This is a genomic window from Pseudochryseolinea flava (genome assembly GCF_003286915.1).
In the GTDB taxonomy this organism is placed as follows: domain Bacteria; phylum Bacteroidota; class Bacteroidia; order Cytophagales; family Cyclobacteriaceae; genus Ohtaekwangia; species Ohtaekwangia flava.
Genome location: NZ_QMFY01000001.1, coordinates 337,941 through 364,055, shown reverse-complemented (window position 1 = coordinate 364,055; position 26,115 = coordinate 337,941). Strand labels below are relative to the sequence as shown.

Here is a 26,115-nt window from a genome sequence, read left to right as displayed (position 1 = left end):
CGCAAGGTGACCTTTTTTCATGGTAACATTTTAGCGAACGTATTGAAAGCTTACGCTACTGCTCGATAAATGGCCCAGGCGTAGTTGCTGGCATATCGTCGAATTGAATGATCACCGTTTTTCCATGCGCCTGAAGTATTTGCGTAAGCTTATCCACGACTTGCTTCTGAGATTCCTGAATGAAGTTAGCATTTGCTGCGTAATCACGCGCACTGTTCGTGAATGCATTAATGGCTTTTGAGCGATCTGCTGCGTCAACCCAATTCCAAATTCCGTTTTCGTCTTTGAATACGATGTCGCCTTTGCTTTCGATGGATAACAGCTTTGCACGAGGTAACGTCACATAAGCTTTGTCATCTCGAATGTCGATGCTAAATTTTTGATTGAGATCGAATCCCGCCTTCGCCTCCATGGTACCCGTAATGGTAATTTTTTTGGTGCTCTTCATCCACGTGTTCATCCATTCGTGGCGGTGTTGAAAAGTTTGGTTGATCGTGGCAAGTTCTAATATGGGTGTTTGCTGTTGCAAAACAACGGTGTTATTTACTTTCACCTCCGGCGTGAAATGAAAAAGATCGCGGATATCTTTCCCAATTTCTTTTGCACCATCGTAACTCTTTCTTGCTAACGACGCTGGTACGTACACCACAATGAAATACGCCGTACAGCAAATCGTGATCAGCAAAATGATCAGCAAAATGATTTTCCTATTCGAAAACATAACGTGTTAGTGAATCTCGTCAAGCAATATACCGAACCTGTTCTACCAAATCCAATCGTTTCACAATGGATTTCTGCGTACTATAGTCTTCAAGTGATAACGCTGCAGTTGCCCCAATTCTGCTGCCACACCTTGTCACACCGTCGTAAGTATCAAGTAAATGTTTCTGTGGATGGAATCGATCATTGCTCGTAGAGTTCTAACGGTAAATTGTCGGGATCTCTGAAGAAAGTAAAATATTTGCCGGTGAATTCGTCGCGGCGAATCGGCTCAGTTTCAATGCCTGCCGCTTCTAATTTGTTGACGGCCTCGGAAATATTCTGCACTTGAAATGCAAGATGTCTTAATCCGCACGCTTCGGGGCCCGACGGTCGCGCAGGCGGAGATGGAAAAGAGAACAACTCGATGCAATATTGTCCGTTCAAGGTTAAATCAAGTTTATAAGAATTTCTTTCTACGCGGTAATGTTCGGCGAGCACTTGAAACCCGAGCACGTTCGTGTAGAATGTTTTTGAAGCTTGGTAGTCACTACAAATGATTGCGATGTGATGAATATGCTGAAGGTAAAGCATGACAAAGATTTAATGATAAATTACAGGAAGGTTTAACGATATACAATGGATTGGCTTTGGTTAACACTCGGAATTTTATGCATGCTTGGCGGAATTGCTGGCTCGGTACTTCCTTTTCTCCCAGGACCGCCACTCTGTTTCGTCGGGTTATTATTGCAGCAGCTTAAAACAGATCCGCCATTTACCGCTGAGTTTTTATGGGTATGGGCAGGCATCACCATCGCGATTACGATCCTCGACTACTATGTGCCAATTTATGGTACCAAAAAATTCGGCGGCTCTACGTATGGCGTATGGGGCTGTACAATTGGACTGGTGATCGGAATATTTTTTGGCGCACTGGGTATAATCTTCGGTCCATTTATCGGTGCGTTTATCGGCGAATTGATAGCTAACACAAATACAAAACAAGCTTGGCGCGCAGCTTTTGGATCGTTTGTAGGATTTTTGGTCGGAACGCTAATCAAACTCGTTGCTTGTTTTGTGATGTCCTACTACTTTATCAAATACACAATCATCGCGTGATCATTATCTTTGCGATAACTCTATACTACCTATGACTGACTTCACTATGCCCGTGCAAATTCGTTGGGCCGACATCGATCAGAATCGTCACATGCGCCACTCCGTTTATTATGATTATGGAGCGATGATGCGTATGCACGTGCTGTATTCGCAAGGATTGACAACGCAGAAACTTGAGGAACTCAAAATTGGTCCCATTCTTTTTCGGGAAGAAGCTTTGTTTAAAAGAGAGATCAAGCTTGAAGATCAAGTAACCATTACAGTCGAGCTCTTAAAGTCCACAAAGGATTATTCACGTTGGAGTCTGCGCCATCAATTCATTAAAGCGGATGGGACACTTGCCGCTATTCTCAATCTAGATGGCGCGTGGATTGATATGGAAAAACGAAAGCTTGCAATCCCTAATGAATTTGTACAACACGTCTTCGAAAAATTTCCAAAGTCGCCGGAATTCGAGTGGAAATAAAGTAAGGGCGGATAGTCGCGAGACACCCGACTTTCTACTTTAAACTTTTTACTTTAAACTTTCTACTTTGTGCTTTAAGCTTTCTGCTTTGAGCTTTAAGCTTTCTGCTTTGAGCTTTCTGCTTTAAGCTCGATACCCAGTAATCCATTGCTCGATCACTTTTGGAAAGTGTTCATATTCTAACGCATGAACTTTCTTTGCAATGCTTTCCGGCGTGTCATCGCCAGTAACAGAACATGACGCTTGGAAAATGATTTTTCCTTCGTCGTAGTGTTCGTTCACTTCATGGATAGTAATTCCCGTTTCTGATTCTAGATTTGCTTTAACCGCTTCGTGAACCTTCATGCCGTACATGCCTTTGCCACCAAATTTTGGTAGAAGGGCAGGGTGAATATTGATTATCTTATTCGGAAAATCTTTGATCAGATAATCGGGAATTAGCCAAAGAAATCCAGCAAGAACAATGTGCGTGATTTTGTGTTCTGCGAAAAGCGACTGAATAATGGCGCCGTTTTTAAATTCTTCCCGCGTGAAAACAGCTGCGGGAATATTAAATTTTTTAGCACGCTCAAGCGCATAAGCTCCTGGATTATTACTCAGAAGTAACGATACTTCGATTGCAGGGTGATTTTTGAAGTGCTTAAAAATCTCTTCAGCGTTTGATCCACTCCCGGATGCGAGAATAGCGATACGAAATTTATGATCTGACATTGAAGTGCAAAAATAGTGGTAAAGTTTAAAGTTTAAAGTCTAAAGTATAGCGGGCTGAGCTTTTATGAATACCGACTTGAAGCTGAAAAGTAGCCAAGATCATTTTAAATGCTATTTTTGTTTTATAGTTAACGATTAACGATTAACGATTAACGATTAACGATTAACGATTAACGATTAACGATTAACGATTAAGATGGAATCAGAAAGCTTTGGATCGAAAGTAAAACGCACAACAAAGAAGGTAATTCGTGTTATCATCATAACGCTTGTGATTGCTGCCATTGGCATTTTTTCATTCTATTACTGGGGAACTTATGATGAAGGATTCAAGTCAGGACGAATCATCAGCATCAGTCATAAAGGCGTTATTTTCAAGACCTATGAAGGTAAGATCAACCTTGAAACATTTGGTGCGCTAAAAGGAGCCAGCCCAATTGCAGAGTCTTTTGATTTCTCCGTTGAGAAGGGTAACGATGCACTGATAAAAGACTTGAGCGACGCCGCCCTCAATGGTGAACACGTGAACCTACATTTTATCAAACGCTATGCTGCGTTCCCTTGGCGTGGCGATACAAAATATTTTGCCGTACGCGTCGAACGACTTAGTAAATAATTTTATTTAACGATTAACGATTAACGATTAACGATTAACGATTAACGATTAAAACGATTAACGATCTAATTACAGCAGCGTCATCTTGCGGAGCCATGCTCTTGCTTCACGCATAGAATCAAAATAGCGGACAGAAATTTGCCGTACATCTTCTGTCATTTCCCGAATTGTAAGCTGAGTAAACTTGCTGGTCGGCATCACTATGGCGAGGTAGCGAACACCAGCTTTCTCCATTTCCGGCATCACCTTCGTTTTAAAGTGAAGAACATCCTCATCGAGAACCGGGCCTGCTGTGCTGCTATCAGTAAGCATGTGTAGCTTGGGATAGTTCTTGATTTCTTGGCGCATCAATTCAAGACGCTTTTGTTGCACCATTTCGTAGTGCTCGCTGTAACGCGGAAGGCCATTTAGCGTAAGACGAATACATGGAATGGAATCATCCAATTCAATCGTGGCGTATTCATCCTGGTAAAACGGCTTAATCATGGACGGTGAACTTGTGAGGGTTTGTGCAAAGCTCATGGTAGCTGCTTTGGTTTGTAATTTTACGGACAAATAACGGGACTGTAAAATTTTTAGTTACATCCCGAGGTGCCTAAAAGCGTGACTGTAAACTTATTTTTTACATACCTTTGTAAAACCATTAACCACATCTTTATGGCACACGTCGAGATTGGTCAGAAAATCAAAGAAGTATTTGACAGCCGTCAGATTAAACTCACTGACTTCGCTGACGAATTGGGCACAGTTCGCCAGAATGTATACCGCATATTTCGCAAACGTCACCTCGATACGGGTCTACTCCTGAAAATTTCCCAGGTTCTGCACCATAATTTCTTTCAATACTACGTGGAGACGCCAAAGGGACAAGGCGACAACGAGAATGTTACACAACTTAAACACGAAGCCTCAGACTATCGTAATCAACTTGAGTTGTCGAAAAAAGAAGTTGACTATCTCCGCAAGATCATCAAGTTGATGGAAGAGAAATCAGAACTCATTCAGCAGATGGAAGGGAAGGTTAGTTTCTAAGTTTGTCGTTTTTCTGAGGGCTATTTTTCACTGGGATTCTTCTTACCTTTGATGAGTTTCTCAATTGTTTCTCGTAATCTTTTCAACCGCGTTTCATCACGCTTGGCGGATAGGACCCAAGACGCATATTCTTTACGATTTGTAAAAGATAGTTTATCGAAGATTGCACTTGCCTTAGGATTATCGCCAAGGGCCACCAATAAATCTGCAGGCATTTCTACGACGCGTTCTTCTGTGTCGCGCTGAATTTGAACATGCACTCTGTCACCCACTTTCTTCTTGATCGCATCGCGTACATCCTTGCGCACGATAAGAATATGAGAGCCCGTGCCCATGTTTGCGAGACTTCCACGGTACGGATGGCCATCAAACAAAGCTTTTACTTTTACCAAGCCATTCGTTCCATAGACTTCTTCCACATCGAATGGAATATTGACAAAGGCAGTATCCATTTTATCCTTTGGGTCTTTTACAAGGATTGCGTTAAAGACCTGGATTTTTGTATCCAGTTTCCCGCGTTGAACTTCGTCTTTCGATTCGCTCACCGCCTTTTTCGATTGAGAAGTTTCTACTTTCTGCTTTTTAGTTTTTTTAAAACGGAATGCCGACCACGTTTCATCAATTGACACCAGTGACACGCCTTCGTACCCGGCTGCAATTAATTTATCCCAACCATGGTCACGCGAAAGATCGCTTTTAATAGTAGATGTTTTCTTCGGATAAGAAATCCACAACAGGCCATCGTCATGCAATGCTTTGAGTACGGCGCCGATGTGCTTGTTAACGTCCGCGATATTTTTTGCGAATAGTTGAATGGCATCGTATTGCTGTTTTGCGGCAATCTTTAAATGAACGTCGGCCGTTGCTTTTGCATAACCAGCAGGACCGCTCAAGATCAGTACCTTCTGACCAGGCTTGATTTTGAGTTTAGCGAAAATAGCGTTTGCCATGACTGATAATTATTTCGATAGTGATTGACGTTGGCATGCCGAGAATTTTCTTGTCCGCTACTTCCTAATCTATTTTGGTTCATTTCAAGGCCGTGTCCAAAGCTGAAGATGCGGAAATTTGGGGATGAATTAATGTACGAAATGGAAAAAAGCTGTTTGCAATCGGTTTTTGATAGCCTGCTAGGTTTGCACAATTATATTTTGATAATGAAGCATTTACGGTTGTTTTATGGTTGCCAACGGGTTATCTTGCGAAGTTTGCTGAACCCATCTGTACGCTAAACGAAGGCCCCCTGTGAAATTAATGTCAATTGATTGTCATCGTAAACTATGCAGGATCTAATCAGGCACCTTCCAGCCGTAATTTATGAATACGCTGTCTATCCGGACGGAACCACACGCTTTCTTTTCATCAGTGATGCATCGAAAAGTATTTTGGGATTGTCGCCGAAATCGGTCATGGCAGATCCGAGTGTTCTCGAAGCTATTGTGCACGAAGATGATTTGGCAAGCCTAAAAGAAAGCTCCGAACGCAGCATTCGCGAAGCAGTGGAATGGAGTTGGGAAGGCCGGATGATGGTGTTTGGAAAAGTAGTATGGGTCGATGTACGATCAAACCATGAACTTCAAACTGACGGTACCATTATCCGACGAGGTATCATTCAGGATATCACTGAAAGAAAAGAATCTGCCAAGCAGACTGAATTAAAATATCTCTCACTGATGGAGCGATTGCCCATCGGTGTAGTAGTTCATAAAAATGGCAAGCTACTCTTCGCGAATGCACAGGCACATCTGATTCTTGCAGCCGGTAAAACAACAAAAGGATTGATCGGTACCGACGTGATGAATTTTGTTCATCCGGATTATCATCAGCGTATCCTTCGTCGCATGAAAGAAGTTGCCGAAGGAATGCCTTTCCCGATGACGGAACAGAAGTATGTTCGTTTCGATGGAAAAGTGATTGATGTTGAAACCATGGCGTTCCCCTTTAATTTTAAAGGAGAACAATCTGTTCAGGTAATTTTCCGCGATGTAACTGAGCGTAAGCAAACAGAAGCACGCATCAAGAAAAACGAAACACTCCTTGCGCAACTCTTCCAGAATATTCCAATGGCCGTTGTGCTCTTGAATGATCTTGGGAAAGTAGAACAAGTAAATAAAGGCTTCGAAGAAATGTTCGGCTATAGTCTTGAAGAACTTCGCGGCAATAGCATCAACGACTTTATCGTTCCGGAAGATCTCGTTCATGAAGGCGTTGATCTCAATAACTTAATTACCAGCAATCGCGTGGTGAGTATTGAGACGATTCGAAAACATCGCAGTGGAAAATTTATCAATGTAATTCTCTACGGTATGCCCGTGGTGTTGGAAAATCAGACACTCGGTATTTACGGTGTTTACGTTGATTTTACAGATCGTAAGAAAGTAGAGGAGGAACTAAAAATCAGAAACACTGAGCTCGATAATTTTGTGTACAAGGTTTCTCATGACCTTCGTGCACCATTGTCGTCGATCTTAGGATTGGTAAACCTCGCGAAACTTCCCGGTAATACCGATAATCCAAGTGACTACATTGACATCATCGGTGACAAGGTAGAACACCTGGATCATTTTATCGGTGATGTGTTGAGTCATTCGAAAAATTTAAAAATGGAAGTCACGACGAGTAAGGTTGACTTCGAGCAAATTATCGATCGTACTTTTAATGAGCTTAGTTATCTGATCGGTGCACAAGAGATGAATCGTATTGTGAAGATTGAAGGTATCGATTTCTATAGTGACCCTTGGAGAATTTCAGAAATCTTGCGCAATTTGATTTCCAATGCCATTAAGTATCGGAAGTTAAGCATTGCTGATCCTGAAATTAAGATCAAGATTCTGATCGATAATCTGCGTGCTGAAATCAGCTTTGCCGACAACGGTATTGGAATCGATGAACAAAACCTTGCACGCATTTTTGAGATGTTCTATCGTGCGACAGAACAATCCGATGGATCCGGAATCGGTTTATACATCGTAAAAAATGCCGTCGATAAATTGGGCGGACAAATGACTGTTGCTAGTGAGCCAAACCATGGTACGCGATTTAGTATCGTACTACCGAATCGAATCAATAGCGTGATGACACGTGTTTCACCTAGAGCCGTTGAACAACAACAATGAAAATTATTGAAGTTACTACACCCGAGTTGATTCGGGAGTTCTTGCTATTCCCCGTTAAACTGTACAAACAGGAGAAAAATTGGATTCGTCCACTGGACAAAGACGTCGAAAATGTTTTTGATCCGGAGAAGAATAAAACGTTCAAGCACGGCGAATGTATTCGTTGGGTATTGCGCTCGGACGCAGGCAAAACAATTGGTCGTGTTGCTGCTTTTGTAAACGACAAGATCGTGAAGAAAGGCAATGACCAACCCACAGGCGGTATGGGTTTCTTTGAGTGTATCAACGATCGCCAAGCTGCGTTCACCCTGTTCGATACCTGTAAAAGTTGGTTGCAGTCGAAGGGAATGGAAGCGATGGATGGTCCGATTAATTTCGGAAGCCGCGACCGTTGGTGGGGACTGTTAATCCAAGGGTTTGAGCATGAGCCCAACTACCAATGCAATTACAATTTCTCTTACTACAAGGATTTTTTTGAATCGTACGGGTTTCAGGTTTACTTCTATCAAAATACGTACTTCCGTCCTATCAGAGATGGTCTGGATCCGAGGTTGCAGGAGAAGGCCGATATTACTGCTCAGAACACCGATTATGAATTCCGACACATTCGTAAGGATGAAATTGATCAGCTGCCAGAATACATCCTAAAGGTCTATAACGGGGCTTGGGCAAATCGTTCCGAGAATCCAGAGCTGACGATGGCGCAAGCAAAAATCATGGTAAAGCAAATGAAACCGATATTGGATCTAAAGCTCATCTATTTTGGTTTCTACAAAAAAGAACCTGTGTCGTTTTTTATCTCGCTCCCCGAACTCAACCAAGTTTTTAAGTATGTAAATGGCAAGTTAGACTTGATAGGCAAGTTTAAGTTTCTGTGGCACACGTTCAGAAAAACAAATCGCAAGGCCTTCGGAATTCTGTTTGGGATTGTTCCTGAGCATCAAGGAAAAGGTTTAGATGGCGCGATGGTGATGGCGGCGCGGAGAGTTCTCCAAGAGGAATACGATCGATATGATTTCTACGAGATGAATTGGATCGGCGACTTTAATCCTAAAATGATCAACGTTGTGCTTCAGGTAGGAGGAAGGATGTCCAAACAGCATGCTACGTATAGGAAGTTGTTTGATGAGACAAAGCCTTTTAAACGCGCGCCGATCTTGAAATAGAATCTTTCAAGATTTATAAACTTCTTTCATCTCGGATGGTTTAATGCTAAGTTTGCAGCAATTGCCGTTATGACAAAAACAGGAGTTCTTTTAATCAATCTTGGCACACCCGATAGTCCGTCAGTTGGGCATGTGCGTTCTTATTTATCACAATTTCTTAACGACCCGCGGGTAATCGATATCCCTTGGCTATCGCGGAAGATGTTAGTCAATTTGATTATCGTTCCCTTTCGCGCTCCTAAGTCAGCCAAAGTTTATAAAGAATTGTGGACCGATAAAGGGTCGCCACTACTGTACTATAGCGAACAGGCTAAGGAGCTATTGCAACAATCTCTGGGTGAAGGATACGATGTGCACTTGGCCATGCGATACAAAAATCCATCCATCCCTGATGTGTTGGAAACGATGCGCAAGAAGCAGTATAAAAAAATTGTAGTGCTTCCAATGTTTCCGCAATACGCATCAGCATCTACAGGATCTGCCATCGAAGAAGTTATGCGTGTCATGAAAAGCTGGTGGGTAATTCCAGAGCTGAAAATCATCTCACAATACTATGATCATCCGCTTTATATTGATGCCTTTGTTGAAAGAGGCAAAAAATATAATCACCATGAATATGATCATGTGATTTTCTCTTACCATGGTCTGCCGGAACGACAAGTGGACAAAGTTTACAATGAAGGACTTTGCTCAGATCATGATTGCGAACACGAGATCACCGCAGAAAATGAATATTGTTACAAAGCAACGTGCTACGCGACAACAAGATTGCTCGCAGCAAAATTGAATATCCCTCAAGAAAAATATACCGTTAGTTTTCAATCGCGACTAGACCAAAAATGGTTGAAGCCCTTTTCCGATGAAGTGGTTCGCGAATGTGGTCGTAAGGGCATGAAGAAACTACTTATTTTCTCGCCTGCATTTACGGCAGATTGTCTTGAAACAATCATTGAGATCGGCGACGAGTATCAGGAAATTTTCCACGAACATGGCGGCGAAAAAGTTCAATTGGTAGAAAGTTTGAATGAGCACCCTACATGGATAGCGTGTTTGAAAGACCTGGCGGTACGCTAAAGAGTTTTAAGTTTCACCGGGTTTAAACCCGGTGAAACTTTGCTTAACAACCGATAACCGATAACTGATAACCGATAACTATATCCTAGCCGTCACAGCCCAGATTACAAAGCCTACAATAATTGACACTACGCCAATAAATACAATGACCTCTACAGTTTGTTGGTGGTAAACAATCATGTTTTCTGTGTCGAAATACATTCCCCTTTCATTGTAAGGAAGCTTTCCGCGTTGGTTCGCAAAAACCAGGAGGCCGATGCCCGCAAACATCAGCAAATAACTGATCACAAGTTTGAAGGTTCTCATGATGATTATTCGTCGAGCATGTCTTTTAGTTCAATCTCAAGTGCTTTCGTGCTGATGTAGATTTCTGTCAACGAAAGAATAAGCGAGCACAGCAAGAATCCCAGACTTAGACCGAAAATAATGTTTGCTGCCATCTCATAGTTAAGATAAAAACACAGCATACAGAGCACGCAAAAGAAGAAGCTTATGATACCCGCTGCTTGCATGAGTTTGATTAAGTTTAATCTGCGACTGAGGTTTTTTATCTGCGCCTTAATGATTTCTCTTTCTTCTTGAATCGTTTTGTATTTCGCATGAAGATTCCTGATTAATGTTGCCAAGGCGAGAAAGCGATTGGTATAGGCTAGCATTAGCAACGTGATCGCCGGAAAAAGAAGTGCGGGAGTATTAATCGAAATGTTATGGGGACTAGACCATATATTGCATAGGGTTGTAGCAATCATATCTCCTGTAGTGGGACAGTGTAGTCTAAAATAATAAAAATTAATCTAGCTTTTGGAGGTTGCGTAGCGTTTTACTCTTCCAGGCGGTGAAGGCGACGACGACAAGCGTAACACATCCGCCAAATACAACAGAACGCACCACACCACCCATTAATTTCGCGGCGGCTCCAGATTCAACTTGCCCCAATTCATTAGAAGAACCAATAAAGATGTTGTTGACCGCAGAAACACGGCCCTTCATATTTTCGGGTGTAAGAGTTTGCAGTAATGTTCCCCGTATCAATACACTGATACCGTCGAAAGCACCGCTTAACGCAAGAATGAATAGTGAAAGCCAGAACGACGTAGAGAGCGCAAAGCCAATCATGCAAAGTCCGAATCCGCCGACGGCAAGGAATAATATCTTTCCAGCGTTTTTCTTCAACGGAAAGTGAAGAAGATAAAACGCAATCATCACTGCGCCAACACCGGGAGCAGCACGAAGGAATCCTAACCCGATTTTATCAGCATGTAAAATTTCGTTGGCGAAGAATGGGAGCATCGCTACGGCGCCGCCGAATAGCACAGCAAATAGATCCAAGGAAATTGCACTGAGTACAATTTTGTTGTTGAATACAAATCGCAGTCCCGCAGAAAGTTTATCAAAGATACTTTCTTCTTTGTGGCTTGGCGGAGGGAGCGGTTTACGCGTTACATTCAAAGCAAGCAATACGCCCGCGAGTACAAGGACTGTGTCGGCGATGTAAGCTGCGGTTACATCATAGAACCCGTAAATGAGCCCACCGATTACGGGACCGATAATGGATCCGATTTGCCAGAGCGTGCTATTGAGTGTGACTGCGCTTCTATACAATTCGCGCGACACAAGTTGTGGCATGAATGCGAAGAGTGCAGGAGTTAAGAATCCACGTGCAATACCACTGAGAAAGATGACAGCATATATCGGCATAGCGCCGTAGACGCCAATCGTTGCTTCGGGCTTCACGGTAAACGAAAGCAACAGCGCTGAACACAACAACAACGTTGTGAGGCACGCGAGAATGATTTTCTTTCGCTCTACTACATCGGCAATGTGACCAGCACCAAGTAGTGACACCGTGATGGAAGGGATTACTTCCGCTGCGCCAATAAGTCCAACAGCCCAGGGATCTTTCGTGATTTCATAAAGTTGCCATGCTACTACTGTGCCCTGAATTTGAATAGCAAGCGTCACCAAAAAACGCGCCGATATAAAAAGCGAGAAGTCTGGAATACGCAGCGGTGCGTAGGGATCATTCTTAATTTCGGTCATCCTTTCTTTAGCAAATTATCAATGGCTTCAACGGCTATCTTTCTTCTTTCATCACGCTCGCCCTTGATTTCTACGAAAGGAACAGATTGTTGCTTCATTTCATTCAAATAAATGTCATAAAGTTGTTGACGTTTTTCAGGATGTTCGCGTTGAGGGTCGTCTTCCCACGCGATGTCTACGTATGTTAAAAGATATAGATCGTATTTGCGTGTTGCGAGAGATTCTAATATTTGTTTGTGAACTGTTCCGAACTTGAACTCACTCCATACCTTGATCACATATAAGTTTGTGTCGCATATCAGCACATCTTTAGCATCACGAAGCCATTCGTCTTCTAAACGCAATTGGCCATGCGCGATGGTCAGCAAGTCATGCTCTTGGTATGGATGGGTTAAGCGGTCGATATAGGCACGTGCATACTCTGGAACCCAGACCGTTTTAAAGTGCTCGGCAAGGAAGTTTGACAGGTCTGATTTGCCTGTGCACTCAGGCCCGATGATCGCGACCTTTTTTATAACGGGAAGTTCAAATGCGTTCATGTCTTTTTATTACGCGTTTTATGTAGACGCCACCATTGGCAATGGATTCCACAAGCTTCACAAAGGAAGTGAAGTTACGCAAAGGTAAATACAAAAAACTCGAAGCTCGCAGCTTAAAACTCGCAGCCAGTTACTGTGCGATCATTCTTAGGAGTGTCGATAATTTATTCTTGAGGCTACGGCGATCGACGATAAAATCGAGGAAGCCATGATCAAGTACAAATTCCGCGCTTTGAAATCCTTTCGGAAGATCTTTGCCAATTGTCTCGCGAATTACGCGAGGTCCAGCAAATCCGATGAGTGCACCAGGTTCAGCAATGTTGAAATCGCCAAGCATCGCGTAAGAAGCAGTAACGCCTCCTGTAGTAGGATCTGTGAGTAGCGAAATGTAAGGAACTTTTGCTTCGTCCATGAGTGCGATCTTCGCGGATGTTTTCGCCATTTGCATCAGCGATAAACCTGCTTCCATCATACGCGCCCCACCAGAACGAGAGATCATTAAGAATGGAATTTTGTTCTTGATACTGTGGTCCATTGCGCGCGCGATTTTTTCGCCGACAACAGATCCCATCGAACCACCGATGAAGCTGAAGTCCATACAAGCAATGGTGATATCAAGTCCATTCATTTTACCATAGGCCGTACGCACTGCATCTTTCAGTTCAGTTTTATCCTGAGTTTCTTTGATGCGTTTCGGGTATGGTTTAGTGTCTTTGAATTTAAGCGGATCAGCAGACTCCATGTTGACATCGAGTTCTGTAAACTTGTTTTCATCGAAAAGGAGTTCGAAGTATTCAGCGGAGCCGATGCGTACGTGAAATTCTTCATCGGGTACGACGAAGGCGTTATTTTTCAGTTCACGTGTATGAACAATTTTTCCTGCAGGAGATTTGAACCAAAGTCCATCGGGAACTTCGCGTTTTGATTCGGTAGGTGTTAGAATTCCTTTATCACTGCGTTTGAACCAAGACATACTGATCGTTTTAAATAAAAAAATAAAGCCGGCGCCGCGAACAGCACCGGCTTGAAAGGTAATAAAATTATGCTATATCGACTGACTTGTCGAGGTAAACATCCTGAATAGCGTTGAGGATCTCCACACCTTCTTTCAAAGGACGTTGGAATGCTTTGCGGCCAGAGATCAAGCCCATACCACCAGCACGCTTGTTAATAACGGCTGTGCGAACGGCATCTGCTAAATCGCTCGCGCCTTTAGATTCACCACCTGAGCTGATCAAACCTGCGCGACCGTTGAAGCAATTCAACAATTGGTAACGGCAGAGATCGATTGGGTGATCTGAGTTAAGTTCAGAATAAATTCTTTCGTCAAGTTTTCCGTAGCTGCTTCCGCCAGTGTTCAATGCTTTGTAACCACCCGTGTTTTCAGCAAGCTTTTGTTTGATGATATCCGCTTGGATCGTTACACCAAGATGGTTTGCCTGACCTGTAAGATCTGATGATACGTGGTAGTCGATGCCTCCTTGTTTGAAAGCATTGTTACGTGTGTAGCACCAAAGGATAGTAGCCATACCAAGCTGATGTGCTTCATCGAAAGCCTTAGCAACTTCTACGATTTGGCGTGTTGCATTATCTGACCCGAAGTAGATAGTAGCACCAACTGCTACAGCACCAAGGTTCCATGCATCACGCACAGAGCCGAACATGATTTGATCAGCTTTATTTGGATAAGTGAGAAGTTCGTTATGGTTGATCTTAACAATAAATGGAATTTTGTGAGCATATTTTCTTGACACCATGCCAAGGGCGCCGAATGTAGTAGCCACACCGTTGCAACCACCTTCGATAGCAAGCTTCACGATATTTTCAGGGTCGAAATAATCAGGATTCTTCGCGAAAGAAGCACCTGCGCTGTGTTCGATACCTTGGTCGATTGGAAGAATAGAAACAAATCCAGTATTGGCTAAGCGTCCAGTGCTGTGAAGTTGTTGAAGACTTCTCAATACTTGAGGAGAGCGATTTGATTGTCCGAAGATGTTAGCAACGGACTCCGGGTTAGGTAAGTGTAGTCTGTCTTTAGAGACGGTTTTGCTTTGGTGTTTGAGAAGGAAATCTGCATCCTTTCCCAAAAGTTCAGCGATGTTTTTAGCCATAAATGGTTACGGTCTGGTTATTGGAATTTAATGAGCGGGGACAAAGTTATTAAATAATTGAATGTATGCTAACCCATTAAAATTTCGCTGTTTTTGACCGTATGCAATCGAATTAGATTATCAACGGTGACAGTGCAAAATTAAATTTTGGCGCGATCGAACGAACGCGTAACGGTCAGATGAAACAAGCGTAGTAACGGGAACGAAAAAAATGTAGTTGTTACCGATTTCATTTCGTGTCGCAAAGCTCACAACTGAGCTGCAGCTTTATACCTGAAGGGAAATAAAAAAGCCACTCCGATTTGGAATGGCTTTTTGGTATGATAAATAATCCTTCCGGACTAGATTTTCTCCTTGATACGTGCTGCTTTACCGTGACGTCCTTTGAGGTAGTTCAATTTCGCACGGCGAACTTTACCTTCTTTGATCAATTCAATTTTATCGATTGAAGGAGATACAAAAGGGAAAATTCTTTCTACACCGACACCATTAGATACTTTTCTAACTGTGAAAGTTTCGCCATTCGCCTCACCACGACGCTGGATCACAGTGCCTTGGAATTGCTGAACTCTTTCCTTGTTACCTTCTTTTATTTTCACGTGAACGTTGATTGTATCACCAGGCTTGAAGCTTGGATGTGATTCACGGACTTTAGCAAATTCCTGCTCTACTACTTGAATGAAGTTTGTTGCCATAACTCGATGGTTTTCAAAATTTGGACTGCAAAGGTATAGAAAGTATTGACATTTCAGAAGGTCGGCCTCATTGTTTTTGAAAAAAGCCTGGTTTAGTGCTTTTTAAGCAATTCAGGGCGCCTTTCGCGGGTTCGTTCCAGGGATTTTTCATGACGCCACTCCTGAATTTTCGCTTCATGACCAGAAAGTAGCACGTCCGGAACCTTCCAGCCTCGATATTCGGACGGTCTCGTGTAGACTGGGGGCGCAATTAAATTATCTTGAAAAGAATCACTCAACGCCGAAGTTTCATCCGACAGCACCCCTGGAAGGAGGCGAATAACGGCATCGGCCAACACAGCCGCAGCCAATTCACCGCCCGACAAAACATAGTCGCCAATACTGATCTCGCGTGTAATGAGGTGTTCTCTTACGCGTTCATCAACCCCTTTATAATGCCCACACAAGAGAATCAGGTTTTTTTTCATACTGAGTTCGTTTGCGATGGGCTGCGTTAATAGCGTGCCGTCGGGACTCATGTAAATCACTTCGTCGTATTCACGTTTTGACTTGAGGTCAGTGATACAGCGATCGATGGGTTCCACCATCATTACCATTCCCGCGCCACCACCAAAGGCATAGTCGTCGATCGTGTTGTGTTTGTTGGTCGAGTAAGGTCGAAGGTCAATTACGTTGACAGTGACGAGTCCTTTCTTCTGTGCGCGTTTCAAAATCGAATCATTGAAAGGGCTTTCGATCAACTTGGGCAATACTGTTATAATGTCAATATGCATGATAGCGTGGTCTCAATCTTAATGTTTGCTCGCGTGGGCTGTGTGCGTGTAGCTTTTTGGGAATAGGTCAAATATCCAAAAAACCGTCGGGAAGACTAACTGCTATTTTCTTTTTAGTCTTGTTGATGCTGGTAATGAAAGGGCCGTTCACGGGGATCAATACTTCTTTTGCGTTGGCGTCAACGACAACCAGTAGTTTGTTTGCGCCGGCGTCGACCACAGTCGTAACTTTTCCGAGATTTCCTGCAGCGTCATCGTCAACATCGAAGCCTAGGATTTCGTCGTCGTAGAATTCGCCACGACCAGATTTTGGTCGCGATGATTTGGGAAGATAAAGTGCGCGTTTGGAAATAGCTTGCGCTGCATCCATGGTGTCTACTTCTTCAAATTTCACAAAGGCTTTAGCATCGCGAATAGAAATCGACTCGATAAAATAAGGAACCAGACGATTATCCTTTTCGAGGAAGACGGATTCGATTGCTGAGAAATCTGGCGCGTCATCTTCTAGCGAAATGGTTACTTCGCCTTTAAGGCCATGGGGCTTGAGGACGTATCCTACTTTATAGCTTGAATTAATGTCCATTCTTTTAACGACAATGAATTGCTTCGATACCTGAGCATAAGTTGGCGTGCGTATTAAAAAAAATGCCAACGCTTTCGCATTGGCATTTCGAATAATCGTTGTTCGAATTAAGCTTGTGCTTCGCCTTCAGTGGCAGGAGCTTCAGCTTCACCTTCTGCAGCAGCAGGAGCAGCAGCAGCGGCTTGAGCAGCAACTTCAGCTTTCTTACGAATAGCTTCAGCGCGAGCTTCTTTGATTTTAGTCTCAGCTTCTCTGCGAGCCTTAGCTTCAGCCTGTTTAGACTGAGTAAGTTTTTCAACTTTAGACTGAGATTTTGCTTCCTTAGCCTGAATCCACTCGTTGAGTTTCTTGTCGGCAGCTTCTTGTGTGATTGCACCTTTGTTAACACCGATTTGAAGGTGTTTTTTCAAAAGGATACCACGTAGGGAAAGCATAGCTTTTACAGTGTCGGTAGGTTGCGCACCGTTCATTACCCAATGGAAAGCGCGATCATCTTTAATGTTGATCGTTGCAGGGTTTGTCAACGGATTGTACGTACCAAGTTTTTCAATGAAGCGACCATCACGTGGTGCTCTGGCATCTGCTACGACTACATCGAATAACGCCAGTTTTGCGCGGCCTCTGCGGGCCAATCTAATCTTAACCATTTGTTAATTGTTAAAATGTTGGAACTCGTCCTAATTTTTAAAGGACGCAAAGATAGTGGATTTTGAAATCCTGGCAATCAACTCCGTTAAGAAACCTAAAAAACTTCTTCAGAAAGAGTATTTGTATACTCGTTTATGCAATTTTTTAAAGTTATTTCCGCGTTATACATTTGTTGGCTTTCAAAATAAAAACATGGATAAATATTCATATATATCGAATGCGGACGTCGGATACCTCGATCAGATGTACCAAAATTACAAACAAGATCCGACCTCTGTTGATGCTACCTGGCAGAAGTTCTTCGAAGGGTACGACTTCTCCCAACAACGTTACGGCGAAAACGGAAATGGCGCCACCGCCACAGTTTCGGACTCCCTTTCTATCAAAGAAACGCAGGTCAGAAACCTTATTTTCCAATACCGCTCGTTTGGCCACCTGAAATCACGCACGAATCCAGTGCGCGAACGCAGGAATCACAACGTTAATCTCGATCATAAGAGCGTCGGACTTACAGATGCCGATCTCGACACCGAATTTGACGTAGCTGCAGAAATAGGGATGCCAAAATCAACCTTGCGCAAAATCATCGAGAAATTGAATGCGGTTTACCTTGGCCCAATCGGCTTTGAGCACAACTTCATTCGTAACGACGACATCCGCGCATGGCTTTATCAGAAAATTGAAAAGGAATACTACACCTATAACCCAAGTCAAGACGAGAAAAAGCGTATTCTGGGTAAGCTTAACGAAGCGGTAGTATTCGAAAACTTCCTTCATACTAAATTCCTCGGTCAGAAAAGATTCTCGCTTGAAGGCGGCGAGAATACGATTCCTGCGCTGCAAACAATCATTAATAAGTCGGCAGAGCTGGACGTAAAAGAAGTGGTTATCGGGATGGCGCACCGCGGTCGCTTGAACGTGTTGACCAATATTCTAGGGAAAACATACGAACAGATTTTCACTGAGTTTGAAGGTAATGTAAGTCCCGAGCAAACGATGGGTGACGGCGACGTGAAATATCACTTGGGATATTCAAGTCATATCAATACACCATCTGGTAAGAAGATTTATGTGAAGCTCACGCCAAACCCTTCGCACTTAGAGGCCGTCGATCCATTGGTATTGGGATATACGCGTGGTCAAATTGACGATGAATATAAAGGAGAGCTTTCTAAAGGAATGGCAATCCTCATTCACGGTGATGCAGCGGTTGCTGGGCAAGGTATTGTATACGAAGTGGTGCAGATGTCCGGACTTCCAGGCTATACGACTGGGGGCACGATACATTTTGTGATCAACAACCAAGTTGGTTTCACCACAGATTATGATGATGCACGTACTAGTATTTATTGTACGGACATCGCGAAGATTGTTGATGCACCAGTGCTTCACGTCAATGGCGACGATGCAGAAGCAGTAAGTTTCGCGGCGAACCTTGCTGTCGAGTATCGAATTAAATACGGAAAAGATATATTCATCGATTTGCTTTGCTATCGTCGTCACGGTCACAATGAAAGTGATGAGCCGAAGTTCACGCAACCGAAATTGTATAACATTATCGCGAAGCACCCGAACCCACGCGAGATCTATGTAAAGAAACTCGTTGAGCGTGGTGAAGTTGATGCAGCTTTAGCAGATGAACTTGATAAGAATTTTAGAAATCAACTTCAAGATCGCCTCAACGAAGTGAAGCAGAAGCCTCTTCCCTATAAGCCGCAGAAGATCGAAGCGGAATGGGAGCAGATGCGTTGGGCAAAGCCTGATGATTTTGATAAGTCGCCTGATACCGGTATCAAAGAGAGCGTTATTGAAAAAGTAGGCAAGGCGTTAACAAACATTCCGGAAGGATTTAAGCCGCTCAAACAGATTGAGAAGTTAATCAAGGATAGAACGACAGCGTTCTTTGAAGAGAAAACGCTCGGATGGGCGGAAGCGGAATTGCTAGCATACGGATCGCTTTTATTAGAGAAGACACCAGTTCGTATGTCTGGCCAGGACGTGAAGCGTGGTACATTCTCCCATCGTCATGCTTATTTCTTCGATGCAAACACGAACGATCCATATTGTGGACTGAATAACCTTGATAAGAGCCAAGCGAAGTTCCACATCTACAACTCACTGCTATCAGAATTCGGTGTGTTAGGTTTTGAATACGGCTATGCGATGTCATCACCGAGTGCTCTTGTATTATGGGAAGCGCAGTTCGGGGACTTCGTGAATGGCGCGCAAGTCATGATCGACCAGTTTATTTCAAGTGCTGAATCAAAATGGCAGCGCATGAATGGTTTGGTGATGTTACTTCCGCATGGTTATGAAGGCCAGGGTCCTGAGCACTCAAGTTGCCGTCCTGAAAGATTTTTGCAACAAGCTGCAGAGTACAACATGATCGTCGCTAACCCGACGACACCAGCGAACTTCTTCCATTTATTGAGAAGGCAGGTTACATGGTCGTTCCGAAAGCCATGTGTTGTGTTCTCGCCAAAGTCATTGCTACGTCATCCTGCTGTAATTTCTCCTTTAAAAGATTTTACATCCGGAGCCTTCACAGAAGTATTGGATGACAACAGTGTTATTGCGAAAGAAGTGAAGCGCGTGATTTTATGTAGTGGTAAAATTTACTACGACCTTCTAGAAGCGCAACAGAAACGCAAGAATAAAGACACGGCTATTGTTCGTCTCGAGCAACTTGCGCCATTCCCAGAGAAGCAGTTGAAAGCTGTTTTGAAAAAATACAAAGACGCTAAAATTGTCTGGGCACAGGAAGAGCCCGCAAACATGGGTGCGCAATCATATATCGTGCGCATGATGCCGAAAGTTGATATCGAATATGTATCGCGTAAAGCGAGTGCTTCACCGGCTACCGGGTTCTCTAAGATTCACAAAGTGGAACAAGAGAAGATCGTAAATCAGGCGTTCGAAATCTAAACAGAATAGAAACACAAGGGTCTGTTTGTTGAAATAGACCCTTGTTGCTAAATAACAATCCATACATCGTAAACATTTAAGATAAATGGCATTACAAGTAAAAGTCCCAGCAGTAGGTGAATCAATTTCAGAAGTCACTATTGCAAACTGGCTAAAGAAAGATGGCGATACCGTTAAGCTCGATGAAGTAATTGCAGAGCTTGAATCCGATAAAGCAACATTTGAACTAACCGCGCAGAGCGACGGTGTGTTGAAAATCTTAAAACAACAAGGCGACACAGTTCCAATTGGTGAAGTCATCTGCGAAATCGCGGAAGGAAAAGCCGCGCAAGCAGCATCATCTGCGCCCACAGCTACTCCGGCAAAAGCGGAAGCCGCGCCAACATCAGCACCGAAAGCAACGGGTGGTGTTAAAGAAATGAAAGTGCCAGCTGTCGGTGAGTCGATCACCGAAGTAACCATTTCAACGTGGTTGAAAAAGGATGGTGACTTTGTGAAAACAGACGACATCATTGCTGAAGTTGAATCTGATAAAGCAACCTTTGAACTGCCCGCTGAAGCAACAGGAATATTGCGGATTGTAGCAAAGGAAAAGGAAACCCTTCCAATTGGTGGATTGATTTGCAAAATTGAAATCGCCGAAGGCGCGCCAGCAACCTCTACAAAGCAAGCAGCGCAATCTGCAACGGCAGCAACGGCTTCTGAAGATAAAACGTATGCAGCAGGACATCCTTCGCCAGCCGCAGCAAAAATTCTCGACGAGAAAGGTATCGCAGCAAATCAGGTACAGGGATCAGGTGTCGGCGGACGTATCACGAAAGAAGATGCGCAGAAGGCACAATCAGCGCCAACAACTAAACCTGCAGAGGCAAAACCTGCGGCATCAGGCCCTCCTGTCATTGCAGGCGCTGGAAGCCGTACAGAGAAGAGAGAAAAAATGACATCACTCCGTAAGACGATTGCAAAACGTCTTGTGTCAGTGAAGAATGAAACGGCCATGCTGACAACTTTTAACGAAGTTGACATGAAGCCCGTGATGGATCTTCGTTCGAAATACAAAGATAAATTCAAAGAGAAGTACGGTGTTGGCCTTGGCTTCATGTCGTTCTTCACGAAAGCAGTTTGTGTGGCATTGAAAGAGTTTCCAGCCGTAAATGCTTCTATCGATAAAGATGAAGTAATCTATCGCGACTACTGTGATATTTCAATTGCCGTATCAACACCACGAGGACTTGTTGTTCCAGTGATTCGTAATGCGGATCAATTGAACTTCGCACAAATTGAAGGTGAAGTAATTCGTTTGGCAGGAAAGGGTCGAGATGGAAAACTTTCTATCGAAGAAATGACAGGCGGAACATTCTCGATCACCAACGGTGGTGTATTCGGGTCAATGCTTTCGACACCAATCATTAATCCTCCACAGTCGGCTATCCTCGGTATGCACAATATCGTAGAACGTGCCGTAGTGAAAGATGGACAAGTGGTGGTAAGGCCAATCATGTACGTGGCGCTTTCATATGATCATAGAATTATCGATGGAAGAGAGTCTGTAAGTTTCCTTGTTCGCGTAAAGGAACTGTTGGAAGATCCAGGAAGATTAATTCTTGGCGTTTAGTTAGAACATTTATAACAACACCCTTTCGCGACAAATGCTGACTGGGTGTTGTTTGTATAATCAGGCGTTTATCTTTTAAAATAATCATCGTACCGGTGCCGGTGTCTCAAGTGAATCATGATACCTCAACCTTGAATAGAAATCATTATGCAATACAATGTAACAGTTATTGGCTCCGGCCCAGGTGGATATGTTGCAGCGATTCGTTGCGCGCAACTTGGTTTTAAAACAGCAATTATTGAGAAGTACGATACACTCGGTGGTACGTGTCTTAACGTAGGTTGTATTCCTTCTAAAGCACTGCTTGATTCTTCGGAGCATTTTATCAATGCGCAAGAACACTTTAAGGAACACGGTATCGAAATTCCAGCACCGAAAGTTAACCTTGGTCAGATGATCAAAAGAAAAGGTGATGTGGTGAAAGCAAACGTCGACGGTATCGCATTCCTGATGAAAAAAAATAAGATCGACGTTTTAAAAGGTGTCGGGTCTTTTGTGGATAAGAACACGATCAAAATAACAAAAGATGGTAAGGAGTCGACGATTACGACGGAGAAAGTGATTATTGCGACAGGATCCAAGCCGACGCCACTTCCATTTGCAGCATTCGATAAGAAGAGAATTATTTCGAGCACTGAAGCGCTCGAGCTTAAAGAAATTCCGAAACACCTCATTGTTATTGGAGGTGGTGTAATTGGGATGGAGTTAGGTTCGGTTTATGCGCGCATCGGTACAAAAGTTACGGTTGTAGAATTCTTGGATAACCTTATTCCTACGATGGATGCAACCCTCGGGAAAGAGCTTCAAAAGATTGCCAAGAAATTAAAGATGGATTTGTTCCTTGGTCACAAAGTAACTGCGGTCGAAAATAAAGGTAGCGAAGTAACCGTAAAGGCAGAGCCTAAGAACGGTGGCGCACCTGTTGAATTGAAAGGTGATTATTGCTTAGTGAGTATCGGAAGAAAGCCCTACACAGATGGACTTGGCTTAGATAAAATCGGGATAGAAACCGTGAAAGGACAAATTCCGGTAGATGATCACTTGAAGACGAAGGTTGATAATGTTTATGCCATTGGCGATGTAGTGCGTGGCGCAATGCTTGCACACAAAGCTGAGGAGGAAGGCGTATACGTTGCAGAAACGCTCGCTGGTCAGAAGCCACATGTGAATTATCATTTGATACCGGGTGTTGTGTATACTTGGCCGGAAGTAGCAAGTGTAGGATACACTGAAGAGCAGTTGAAAGAATCCGGTAAAGCATACAAAGTTGGTAGTTTCCCGTATAAAGCTTTGGGTCGTGCTCGCGCGAGTATGGACACTGATGGTCTTGTAAAGATCTTGGCGGACAAACAGACTGACGAAATATTGGGTATTCACATTATTGGAGCACGCGCAGCCGACATGATCGCGGCGGGGGTAACGGCAATGGAGTTCCGCGCTTCTGCTGAGGATGTGTCAAGAATGTCACATGCGCATCCAACGTACATGGAAGCAGTGAAGGAAGCTTGTTTGGCAGCTACAGAAAATAGGCCGATCCATATGTAATGGCAACGGTATTGGCCGTGTGTTTTATCGCGTTGTTTTAAATTTCACTCGTTATGAATATCCTTCTTCCTAAAAATTGGTCGAGATATAGCCGACAGTTTTCTGGCGATCAGGAAGGATTGCGCAAGTACAAGCGTGTCATCTTATTGTCTCAGTTTGCGTTGTTTGGCGCTGTGGTCGGCGTGCTGCATGCCGTAGAGGACCTCATCGACGGACAACGCTTTATGCCCATGATGGATTTTATCATGGCTGTGTCCATTTTCATTTGCTATGTTATTAATGAAAGCGGACGTCATAAACTCGCACGAATAGTATTGCTGTCGTTTTTAAATCTTTTCTTTTTCGTTTACTCTTCGTTGGCGAATCATGAGCTTGGTATTTATTTATATTACTTTTCTTGGGTTGGATTAGCCGCGGTTGTCTTCGAAATTGATGAGAACTTCTATCGCTTCTTTTTCATTGGGCTTTCCATTGTACTTACCATTATGCTTTTCGCAACAGACTTCGATGCATTTGGTACGGCAGATTTTGCGGCGGTTGATATTCAGCGTTCCTTCATCATCAATTTCGTTTCCAGTATTGCTGTGTTGGTGTTTTTCATTGTATTCATGGTGAACATGAATGAGCAATCGGAAGTTAAATTGATGGCGTTGGCCGAGGAGGTGCAAGAAAAGAATAATGATCTTGAAAAAGTAAATCGCGAACTGGATCGATTCTTCTATAGTGCATCGCATGATTTGAAGATCCCTGTGATGGACATAAAGGGCGTGATAAACGCGGCGATGAGTGAAGTCCAAGATCAACACATCTTAGAATACTTTCAGCTACTGAAAGAGCGTGCACAAAAACTCGATGGTTTCTTGCTCGACATTATCGACTATGCAAGAAATTCTGAAATGGGAGTTAAGCTTGAGCCGGTCGACGTAGCGCTGTTGATTGAAGATGCTCTCCAGAATTTTACTTTCATTAAAGGCGCTGATCGTATTCGCTTTGAAAAGAATTTTAAGTTTGATCATCAGGTTGAAGTTGATCGCGTGCGGCTGATGGTCATTCTAAACAATATCATTTCTAATTCCATTCGCTATCATCGCCTTGACATTAGAGATCCTTGGATTCGCATCGATGCGAGTTTTGCAGACGATATGCTTAACATAACGGTGGCTGACAACGGGCAGGGTATTGAAGAGGATCTATTGCCTAAGATATTCAATATGTTTTTCAGAGGCACAAACCAATCCAAGGGCTCCGGTTTAGGACTTTACATTGTAAAGGAAACGGTTGAAAAGTTGAGCGGAAAAATAACGGTGTTCTCGAAAGTTGGAACTGGTACGTCTTTCAAATTAGCGCTCCCATCACGCACATCTGATATTCCTGTGCAACAAAAGGAGAATGCAACTATCCTTTAATTGCATTCTTATTTCTGATCCAATACTGTGTGAATCCTCTCACGCTGATTCCAATCATCAGCGGAATTAAAACATAGTGTATTTCTTGCGGTAGCAGTTTATAGAAAACAACAGCGGCCATCGCGATCACAGCAATGAAGAGGAAGTAAAACTTTAGCCAGTTGAAACTTCTTCTTACAAACATGGCAGCAACTGCATTTAAAGGAAATGCCCATAAGAGATTGAAATTTTTAGCAGCAGCAGCGTGGTCGGTAAAGAACCAAAGAATCGTTAATAGAAGGCCGATCAATCCCGTGATGACGAGCAAGATGATGTCGAGCCAGTTTGTGAGCTTATTTCGTTTAATTTCAAAAATTGAAAGCGCGATGCACACCATCATGAAAACGATCATTGCCGTGAGTGGATGAATGTATAGCGACGATTGCTCAGGTTCCCATTCGCTTCTGATCAAAGTTGTGTCATCAACTTTTCTTTTCACCAGCGGTACGCGTTCGCCGTTTCGCGACAGCGTAGCATGATCGAAGCATGATTCAATGTAGTCGGGTAGAAACATGTACTCGAATGGTGTAGCGATTTTATCCATCGGTAGTCCCAAGCAAATGTCTATTCCTAAATCGCCCCAGGGTTGTTGTTTTTCAATGTAGAGGTCGGTGAGATCACGTATAGAGTACTGTGTTTTAATGTGGCTATAATCAAATTCAATTTCTTCACCCAATACCGCGATAAGAACATCACGTAGTTTGGTAGCGCAGTTGTTGTAGAAATAGTCGTATCGATAAGATTCGTTTCCAGGTTGAACGTTATCCACCAGGTAGTCGAACACACGCTGATTTTGTTCTGGTGTAAAATTCAATACTTGTTCGTGAATGAATCGTTGACGCGCTAAATAGTTGTATTGGAAATCGCGATAGTCGTAAGCCGCAACATGGTAGTAGAGGTATCCGCGGGTGAAGTTGAGATAGAAATGTGGTTGATCGAAATCAAACATGCCATAATTGAAGACGACATCAAGGCGTTGTGTAGAGTCGTAAACACGGAATGCACTATGTCCAAACGCAGAATAAAGTTCTTCTTGGCCGGGCCCGCAGGTGATGGCTGAAATTCTGGCAGTGGGTGAAAGCTTGATTTGTGCCGCGCCTGACAAGGCAGGTAGCGAAAGTAGGACGAAAAGGAGAATTCGTTTCATGATGTGATTCAAACCGTTCGAAAGATAACGACATTATCAATATCCAAAAC

The 26,115-nt window shown here is 43.3% G+C and carries 27 protein-coding genes; 11 read left to right on the top strand and 16 right to left on the bottom strand.

Annotation, left to right across the window (positions count from 1 at the left end; all coding sequences use genetic code 11):
• Positions 1-55: 55 nt before the first annotated feature.
• Together DQQ10_RS01600 and gloA2 are read right to left on the bottom strand one after the other, a co-directional pair.
• On the bottom strand, positions 56-721 hold the full coding sequence (locus DQQ10_RS01600) for a DUF4230 domain-containing protein (RefSeq protein ID WP_112745046.1): 666 nt from the start codon (positions 719-721) through the stop codon (positions 56-58).
• Between the two features lie 182 nt (positions 722-903).
• Positions 904-1,293 (bottom strand): SMU1112c/YaeR family gloxylase I-like metalloprotein, encoded by a 390-nt coding sequence (gene gloA2 / locus DQQ10_RS01595; protein WP_112745045.1) that lies wholly within the window; start codon positions 1,291-1,293, stop codon positions 904-906.
• Positions 1,294-1,338: 45 nt separating this feature from the next.
• Between gloA2 and DQQ10_RS01590 the strand changes: the two genes are divergently transcribed.
• Both DQQ10_RS01590 and DQQ10_RS01585 read left to right on the top strand, forming a co-directional pair.
• Positions 1,339-1,818: a DUF456 domain-containing protein gene (locus tag DQQ10_RS01590; protein ID WP_112745044.1), complete on the top strand. Its 480-nt coding sequence runs from the start codon at positions 1,339-1,341 to the stop codon at positions 1,816-1,818.
• A gap of 31 nt (positions 1,819-1,849) precedes the next feature.
• Positions 1,850-2,284, top strand: coding sequence for an acyl-CoA thioesterase (locus tag DQQ10_RS01585; RefSeq protein WP_112745043.1), 435 nt, complete (start codon positions 1,850-1,852; stop codon positions 2,282-2,284).
• Between the two features lie 123 nt (positions 2,285-2,407).
• Here the strand turns inward: DQQ10_RS01585 and purN are convergent, their stop codons facing one another.
• A complete protein-coding gene (purN, locus tag DQQ10_RS01580; RefSeq protein WP_112745042.1) occupies positions 2,408-2,995 on the bottom strand; it encodes a phosphoribosylglycinamide formyltransferase in 588 nt (195 codons plus the stop codon).
• Positions 2,996-3,191: 196 nt separating this feature from the next.
• Between purN and DQQ10_RS01575 the strand changes: the two genes are divergently transcribed.
• Positions 3,192-3,611, top strand: coding sequence for a 6-phosphogluconate dehydrogenase (locus DQQ10_RS01575; RefSeq protein WP_112745041.1), 420 nt, complete (start codon positions 3,192-3,194; stop codon positions 3,609-3,611).
• A 69-nt stretch (positions 3,612-3,680) separates the two neighbouring features.
• Here the strand turns inward: DQQ10_RS01575 and DQQ10_RS01570 are convergent, their stop codons facing one another.
• Positions 3,681-4,133: a SpoIIAA family protein gene (locus DQQ10_RS01570; RefSeq protein WP_112745040.1), complete on the bottom strand. Its 453-nt coding sequence runs from the start codon at positions 4,131-4,133 to the stop codon at positions 3,681-3,683.
• A gap of 135 nt (positions 4,134-4,268) precedes the next feature.
• On the opposite strand from DQQ10_RS01570, the gene DQQ10_RS01565 reads away from it, so the two are divergent.
• The gene (locus DQQ10_RS01565) at positions 4,269-4,643 is read left to right on the top strand and encodes a helix-turn-helix domain-containing protein (RefSeq protein ID WP_112745039.1); all 375 of its coding nucleotides are present in this window, start codon (positions 4,269-4,271) and stop codon (positions 4,641-4,643) included.
• Between the two features lie 20 nt (positions 4,644-4,663).
• Here DQQ10_RS01565 and DQQ10_RS01560 read toward each other — a convergent pair whose 3' ends face one another.
• Positions 4,664-5,593, bottom strand: a complete 930-nt coding sequence (locus tag DQQ10_RS01560) for a YdeI/OmpD-associated family protein (RefSeq protein WP_112745038.1) — start codon at positions 5,591-5,593, stop codon at positions 4,664-4,666.
• A 330-nt stretch (positions 5,594-5,923) separates the two neighbouring features.
• Here DQQ10_RS01560 and DQQ10_RS01555 point away from each other — a divergent pair, with 330 nt between their 5' ends.
• From DQQ10_RS01555 to hemH, 3 genes are all read left to right on the top strand, one after another.
• Positions 5,924-7,759, top strand: a complete 1,836-nt coding sequence (locus DQQ10_RS01555) for a PAS domain-containing sensor histidine kinase (RefSeq protein WP_112745037.1) — start codon at positions 5,924-5,926, stop codon at positions 7,757-7,759.
• Complete coding sequence (locus tag DQQ10_RS01550) at positions 7,756-8,925, top strand: hypothetical protein (protein WP_112745036.1); 1,170 nt, start codon at positions 7,756-7,758, stop codon at positions 8,923-8,925. Before DQQ10_RS01555 ends, DQQ10_RS01550 begins: the two co-directional genes overlap by 4 nt.
• Positions 8,926-8,994: 69 nt before the next feature.
• Entirely contained in the window at positions 8,995-9,999 is a 1,005-nt protein-coding gene (hemH, locus tag DQQ10_RS01545; protein ID WP_112745035.1) for a ferrochelatase, read from the top strand.
• Positions 10,000-10,077: 78 nt separating this feature from the next.
• Here the strand turns inward: hemH and DQQ10_RS01540 are convergent, their stop codons facing one another.
• From DQQ10_RS01540 to DQQ10_RS01495, 10 genes are all read right to left on the bottom strand, one after another.
• Positions 10,078-10,305 carry a hypothetical protein gene (locus DQQ10_RS01540; RefSeq protein ID WP_112745034.1) on the bottom strand — a complete coding sequence of 76 codons (228 nt, stop codon included), beginning with the start codon at positions 10,303-10,305 and terminating at the stop codon, positions 10,078-10,080.
• Between the two features lie 5 nt (positions 10,306-10,310).
• Positions 10,311-10,748, bottom strand: a complete 438-nt coding sequence (locus DQQ10_RS01535; protein ID WP_112745033.1) for a DUF2721 domain-containing protein — start codon at positions 10,746-10,748, stop codon at positions 10,311-10,313.
• A gap of 40 nt (positions 10,749-10,788) precedes the next feature.
• On the bottom strand, positions 10,789-12,039 hold the full coding sequence (locus DQQ10_RS01530) for an MFS transporter (RefSeq protein ID WP_112745032.1): 1,251 nt from the start codon (positions 12,037-12,039) through the stop codon (positions 10,789-10,791).
• Complete coding sequence (locus DQQ10_RS01525; RefSeq protein WP_112745031.1) at positions 12,036-12,578, bottom strand: AAA family ATPase; 543 nt, start codon at positions 12,576-12,578, stop codon at positions 12,036-12,038. Before DQQ10_RS01525 ends, DQQ10_RS01530 begins: the two co-directional genes overlap by 4 nt.
• Before the next feature lie 130 nt (positions 12,579-12,708).
• Positions 12,709-13,551, bottom strand: a complete 843-nt coding sequence (accD, locus tag DQQ10_RS01520) for an acetyl-CoA carboxylase, carboxyltransferase subunit beta (protein WP_112745030.1) — start codon at positions 13,549-13,551, stop codon at positions 12,709-12,711.
• Positions 13,552-13,618: 67 nt separating this feature from the next.
• Positions 13,619-14,689 (bottom strand): class I fructose-bisphosphate aldolase, encoded by a 1,071-nt coding sequence (locus DQQ10_RS01515; RefSeq protein ID WP_112745029.1) that lies wholly within the window; start codon positions 14,687-14,689, stop codon positions 13,619-13,621.
• 341 nt (positions 14,690-15,030) lie between these two features.
• A complete protein-coding gene (rplS, locus tag DQQ10_RS01510; protein WP_112745028.1) occupies positions 15,031-15,384 on the bottom strand; it encodes a 50S ribosomal protein L19 in 354 nt (117 codons plus the stop codon).
• A 92-nt stretch (positions 15,385-15,476) separates the two neighbouring features.
• On the bottom strand, positions 15,477-16,157 hold the full coding sequence (gene trmD, locus DQQ10_RS01505) for a tRNA (guanosine(37)-N1)-methyltransferase TrmD (protein ID WP_112745027.1): 681 nt from the start codon (positions 16,155-16,157) through the stop codon (positions 15,477-15,479).
• Positions 16,158-16,224: 67 nt separating this feature from the next.
• Positions 16,225-16,740: a ribosome maturation factor RimM gene (rimM, locus tag DQQ10_RS01500; protein ID WP_112745026.1), complete on the bottom strand. Its 516-nt coding sequence runs from the start codon at positions 16,738-16,740 to the stop codon at positions 16,225-16,227.
• A gap of 107 nt (positions 16,741-16,847) precedes the next feature.
• On the bottom strand, positions 16,848-17,387 hold the full coding sequence (locus tag DQQ10_RS01495) for a 30S ribosomal protein S16 (RefSeq protein ID WP_112745025.1): 540 nt from the start codon (positions 17,385-17,387) through the stop codon (positions 16,848-16,850).
• A 193-nt stretch (positions 17,388-17,580) separates the two neighbouring features.
• Between DQQ10_RS01495 and DQQ10_RS01490 the strand changes: the two genes are divergently transcribed.
• The 4 genes from DQQ10_RS01490 to DQQ10_RS01475 all read left to right on the top strand — a co-directional run bounded on the left by DQQ10_RS01490 (position 17,581) and on the right by DQQ10_RS01475 (position 24,879).
• Positions 17,581-20,313, top strand: coding sequence for a 2-oxoglutarate dehydrogenase E1 component (locus tag DQQ10_RS01490; RefSeq protein ID WP_112745724.1), 2,733 nt, complete (start codon positions 17,581-17,583; stop codon positions 20,311-20,313).
• 85 nt (positions 20,314-20,398) lie between these two features.
• Positions 20,399-21,928, top strand: a complete 1,530-nt coding sequence (gene odhB, locus DQQ10_RS01485) for a 2-oxoglutarate dehydrogenase complex dihydrolipoyllysine-residue succinyltransferase (protein WP_112745024.1) — start codon at positions 20,399-20,401, stop codon at positions 21,926-21,928.
• A 147-nt stretch (positions 21,929-22,075) separates the two neighbouring features.
• Positions 22,076-23,473 (top strand): dihydrolipoyl dehydrogenase, encoded by a 1,398-nt coding sequence (gene lpdA / locus DQQ10_RS01480; protein ID WP_112745023.1) that lies wholly within the window; start codon positions 22,076-22,078, stop codon positions 23,471-23,473.
• Between the two features lie 53 nt (positions 23,474-23,526).
• Positions 23,527-24,879, top strand: a complete 1,353-nt coding sequence (locus tag DQQ10_RS01475) for a sensor histidine kinase (protein WP_112745022.1) — start codon at positions 23,527-23,529, stop codon at positions 24,877-24,879.
• Here the strand turns inward: DQQ10_RS01475 and DQQ10_RS01470 are convergent.
• Positions 24,869-26,065 carry a lipoprotein N-acyltransferase Lnb domain-containing protein gene (locus DQQ10_RS01470; RefSeq protein WP_112745021.1) on the bottom strand — a complete coding sequence of 399 codons (1,197 nt, stop codon included), beginning with the start codon at positions 26,063-26,065 and terminating at the stop codon, positions 24,869-24,871. The two genes, DQQ10_RS01475 and DQQ10_RS01470, sit on opposite strands and share 11 nt — an antisense overlap.
• Positions 26,066-26,115 lie beyond the last annotated feature (50 nt).

What these genes read in the sequence shown, in the direction of transcription:
- DQQ10_RS01600 (WP_112745046.1), bottom strand. Translation starts at nt 721, where the DNA reads ATGTTTTCGAATAGGAAAATCATTTTGCTGATCATTTTGCTGATCACG.
- gloA2 (WP_112745045.1), bottom strand. Translation starts at nt 1,293, where the DNA reads ATGCTTTACCTTCAGCATATTCATCACATCGCAATCATTTGTAGTGAC.
- DQQ10_RS01590 (WP_112745044.1), top strand. Translation starts at nt 1,339, where the DNA reads ATGGATTGGCTTTGGTTAACACTCGGAATTTTATGCATGCTTGGCGGA.
- DQQ10_RS01585 (WP_112745043.1), top strand. Translation starts at nt 1,850, where the DNA reads ATGACTGACTTCACTATGCCCGTGCAAATTCGTTGGGCCGACATCGAT.
- purN (WP_112745042.1), bottom strand. Translation starts at nt 2,995, where the DNA reads ATGTCAGATCATAAATTTCGTATCGCTATTCTCGCATCCGGGAGTGGA.
- DQQ10_RS01575 (WP_112745041.1), top strand. Translation starts at nt 3,192, where the DNA reads ATGGAATCAGAAAGCTTTGGATCGAAAGTAAAACGCACAACAAAGAAG.
- DQQ10_RS01570 (WP_112745040.1), bottom strand. Translation starts at nt 4,133, where the DNA reads ATGAGCTTTGCACAAACCCTCACAAGTTCACCGTCCATGATTAAGCCG.
- DQQ10_RS01565 (WP_112745039.1), top strand. Translation starts at nt 4,269, where the DNA reads ATGGCACACGTCGAGATTGGTCAGAAAATCAAAGAAGTATTTGACAGC.
- DQQ10_RS01560 (WP_112745038.1), bottom strand. Translation starts at nt 5,593, where the DNA reads ATGGCAAACGCTATTTTCGCTAAACTCAAAATCAAGCCTGGTCAGAAG.
- DQQ10_RS01555 (WP_112745037.1), top strand. Translation starts at nt 5,924, where the DNA reads ATGCAGGATCTAATCAGGCACCTTCCAGCCGTAATTTATGAATACGCT.
- DQQ10_RS01550 (WP_112745036.1), top strand. Translation starts at nt 7,756, where the DNA reads ATGAAAATTATTGAAGTTACTACACCCGAGTTGATTCGGGAGTTCTTG.
- hemH (WP_112745035.1), top strand. Translation starts at nt 8,995, where the DNA reads ATGACAAAAACAGGAGTTCTTTTAATCAATCTTGGCACACCCGATAGT.
- DQQ10_RS01540 (WP_112745034.1), bottom strand. Translation starts at nt 10,305, where the DNA reads ATGAGAACCTTCAAACTTGTGATCAGTTATTTGCTGATGTTTGCGGGC.
- DQQ10_RS01535 (WP_112745033.1), bottom strand. Translation starts at nt 10,748, where the DNA reads ATGATTGCTACAACCCTATGCAATATATGGTCTAGTCCCCATAACATT.
- DQQ10_RS01530 (WP_112745032.1), bottom strand. Translation starts at nt 12,039, where the DNA reads ATGACCGAAATTAAGAATGATCCCTACGCACCGCTGCGTATTCCAGAC.
- DQQ10_RS01525 (WP_112745031.1), bottom strand. Translation starts at nt 12,578, where the DNA reads ATGAACGCATTTGAACTTCCCGTTATAAAAAAGGTCGCGATCATCGGG.
- accD (WP_112745030.1), bottom strand. Translation starts at nt 13,551, where the DNA reads ATGTCTTGGTTCAAACGCAGTGATAAAGGAATTCTAACACCTACCGAA.
- DQQ10_RS01515 (WP_112745029.1), bottom strand. Translation starts at nt 14,689, where the DNA reads ATGGCTAAAAACATCGCTGAACTTTTGGGAAAGGATGCAGATTTCCTT.
- rplS (WP_112745028.1), bottom strand. Translation starts at nt 15,384, where the DNA reads ATGGCAACAAACTTCATTCAAGTAGTAGAGCAGGAATTTGCTAAAGTC.
- trmD (WP_112745027.1), bottom strand. Translation starts at nt 16,157, where the DNA reads ATGCATATTGACATTATAACAGTATTGCCCAAGTTGATCGAAAGCCCT.
- rimM (WP_112745026.1), bottom strand. Translation starts at nt 16,740, where the DNA reads ATGGACATTAATTCAAGCTATAAAGTAGGATACGTCCTCAAGCCCCAT.
- DQQ10_RS01495 (WP_112745025.1), bottom strand. Translation starts at nt 17,387, where the DNA reads ATGGTTAAGATTAGATTGGCCCGCAGAGGCCGCGCAAAACTGGCGTTA.
- DQQ10_RS01490 (WP_112745724.1), top strand. Translation starts at nt 17,581, where the DNA reads ATGGATAAATATTCATATATATCGAATGCGGACGTCGGATACCTCGAT.
- odhB (WP_112745024.1), top strand. Translation starts at nt 20,399, where the DNA reads ATGGCATTACAAGTAAAAGTCCCAGCAGTAGGTGAATCAATTTCAGAA.
- lpdA (WP_112745023.1), top strand. Translation starts at nt 22,076, where the DNA reads ATGCAATACAATGTAACAGTTATTGGCTCCGGCCCAGGTGGATATGTT.
- DQQ10_RS01475 (WP_112745022.1), top strand. Translation starts at nt 23,527, where the DNA reads ATGAATATCCTTCTTCCTAAAAATTGGTCGAGATATAGCCGACAGTTT.
- DQQ10_RS01470 (WP_112745021.1), bottom strand. Translation starts at nt 26,065, where the DNA reads ATGAAACGAATTCTCCTTTTCGTCCTACTTTCGCTACCTGCCTTGTCA.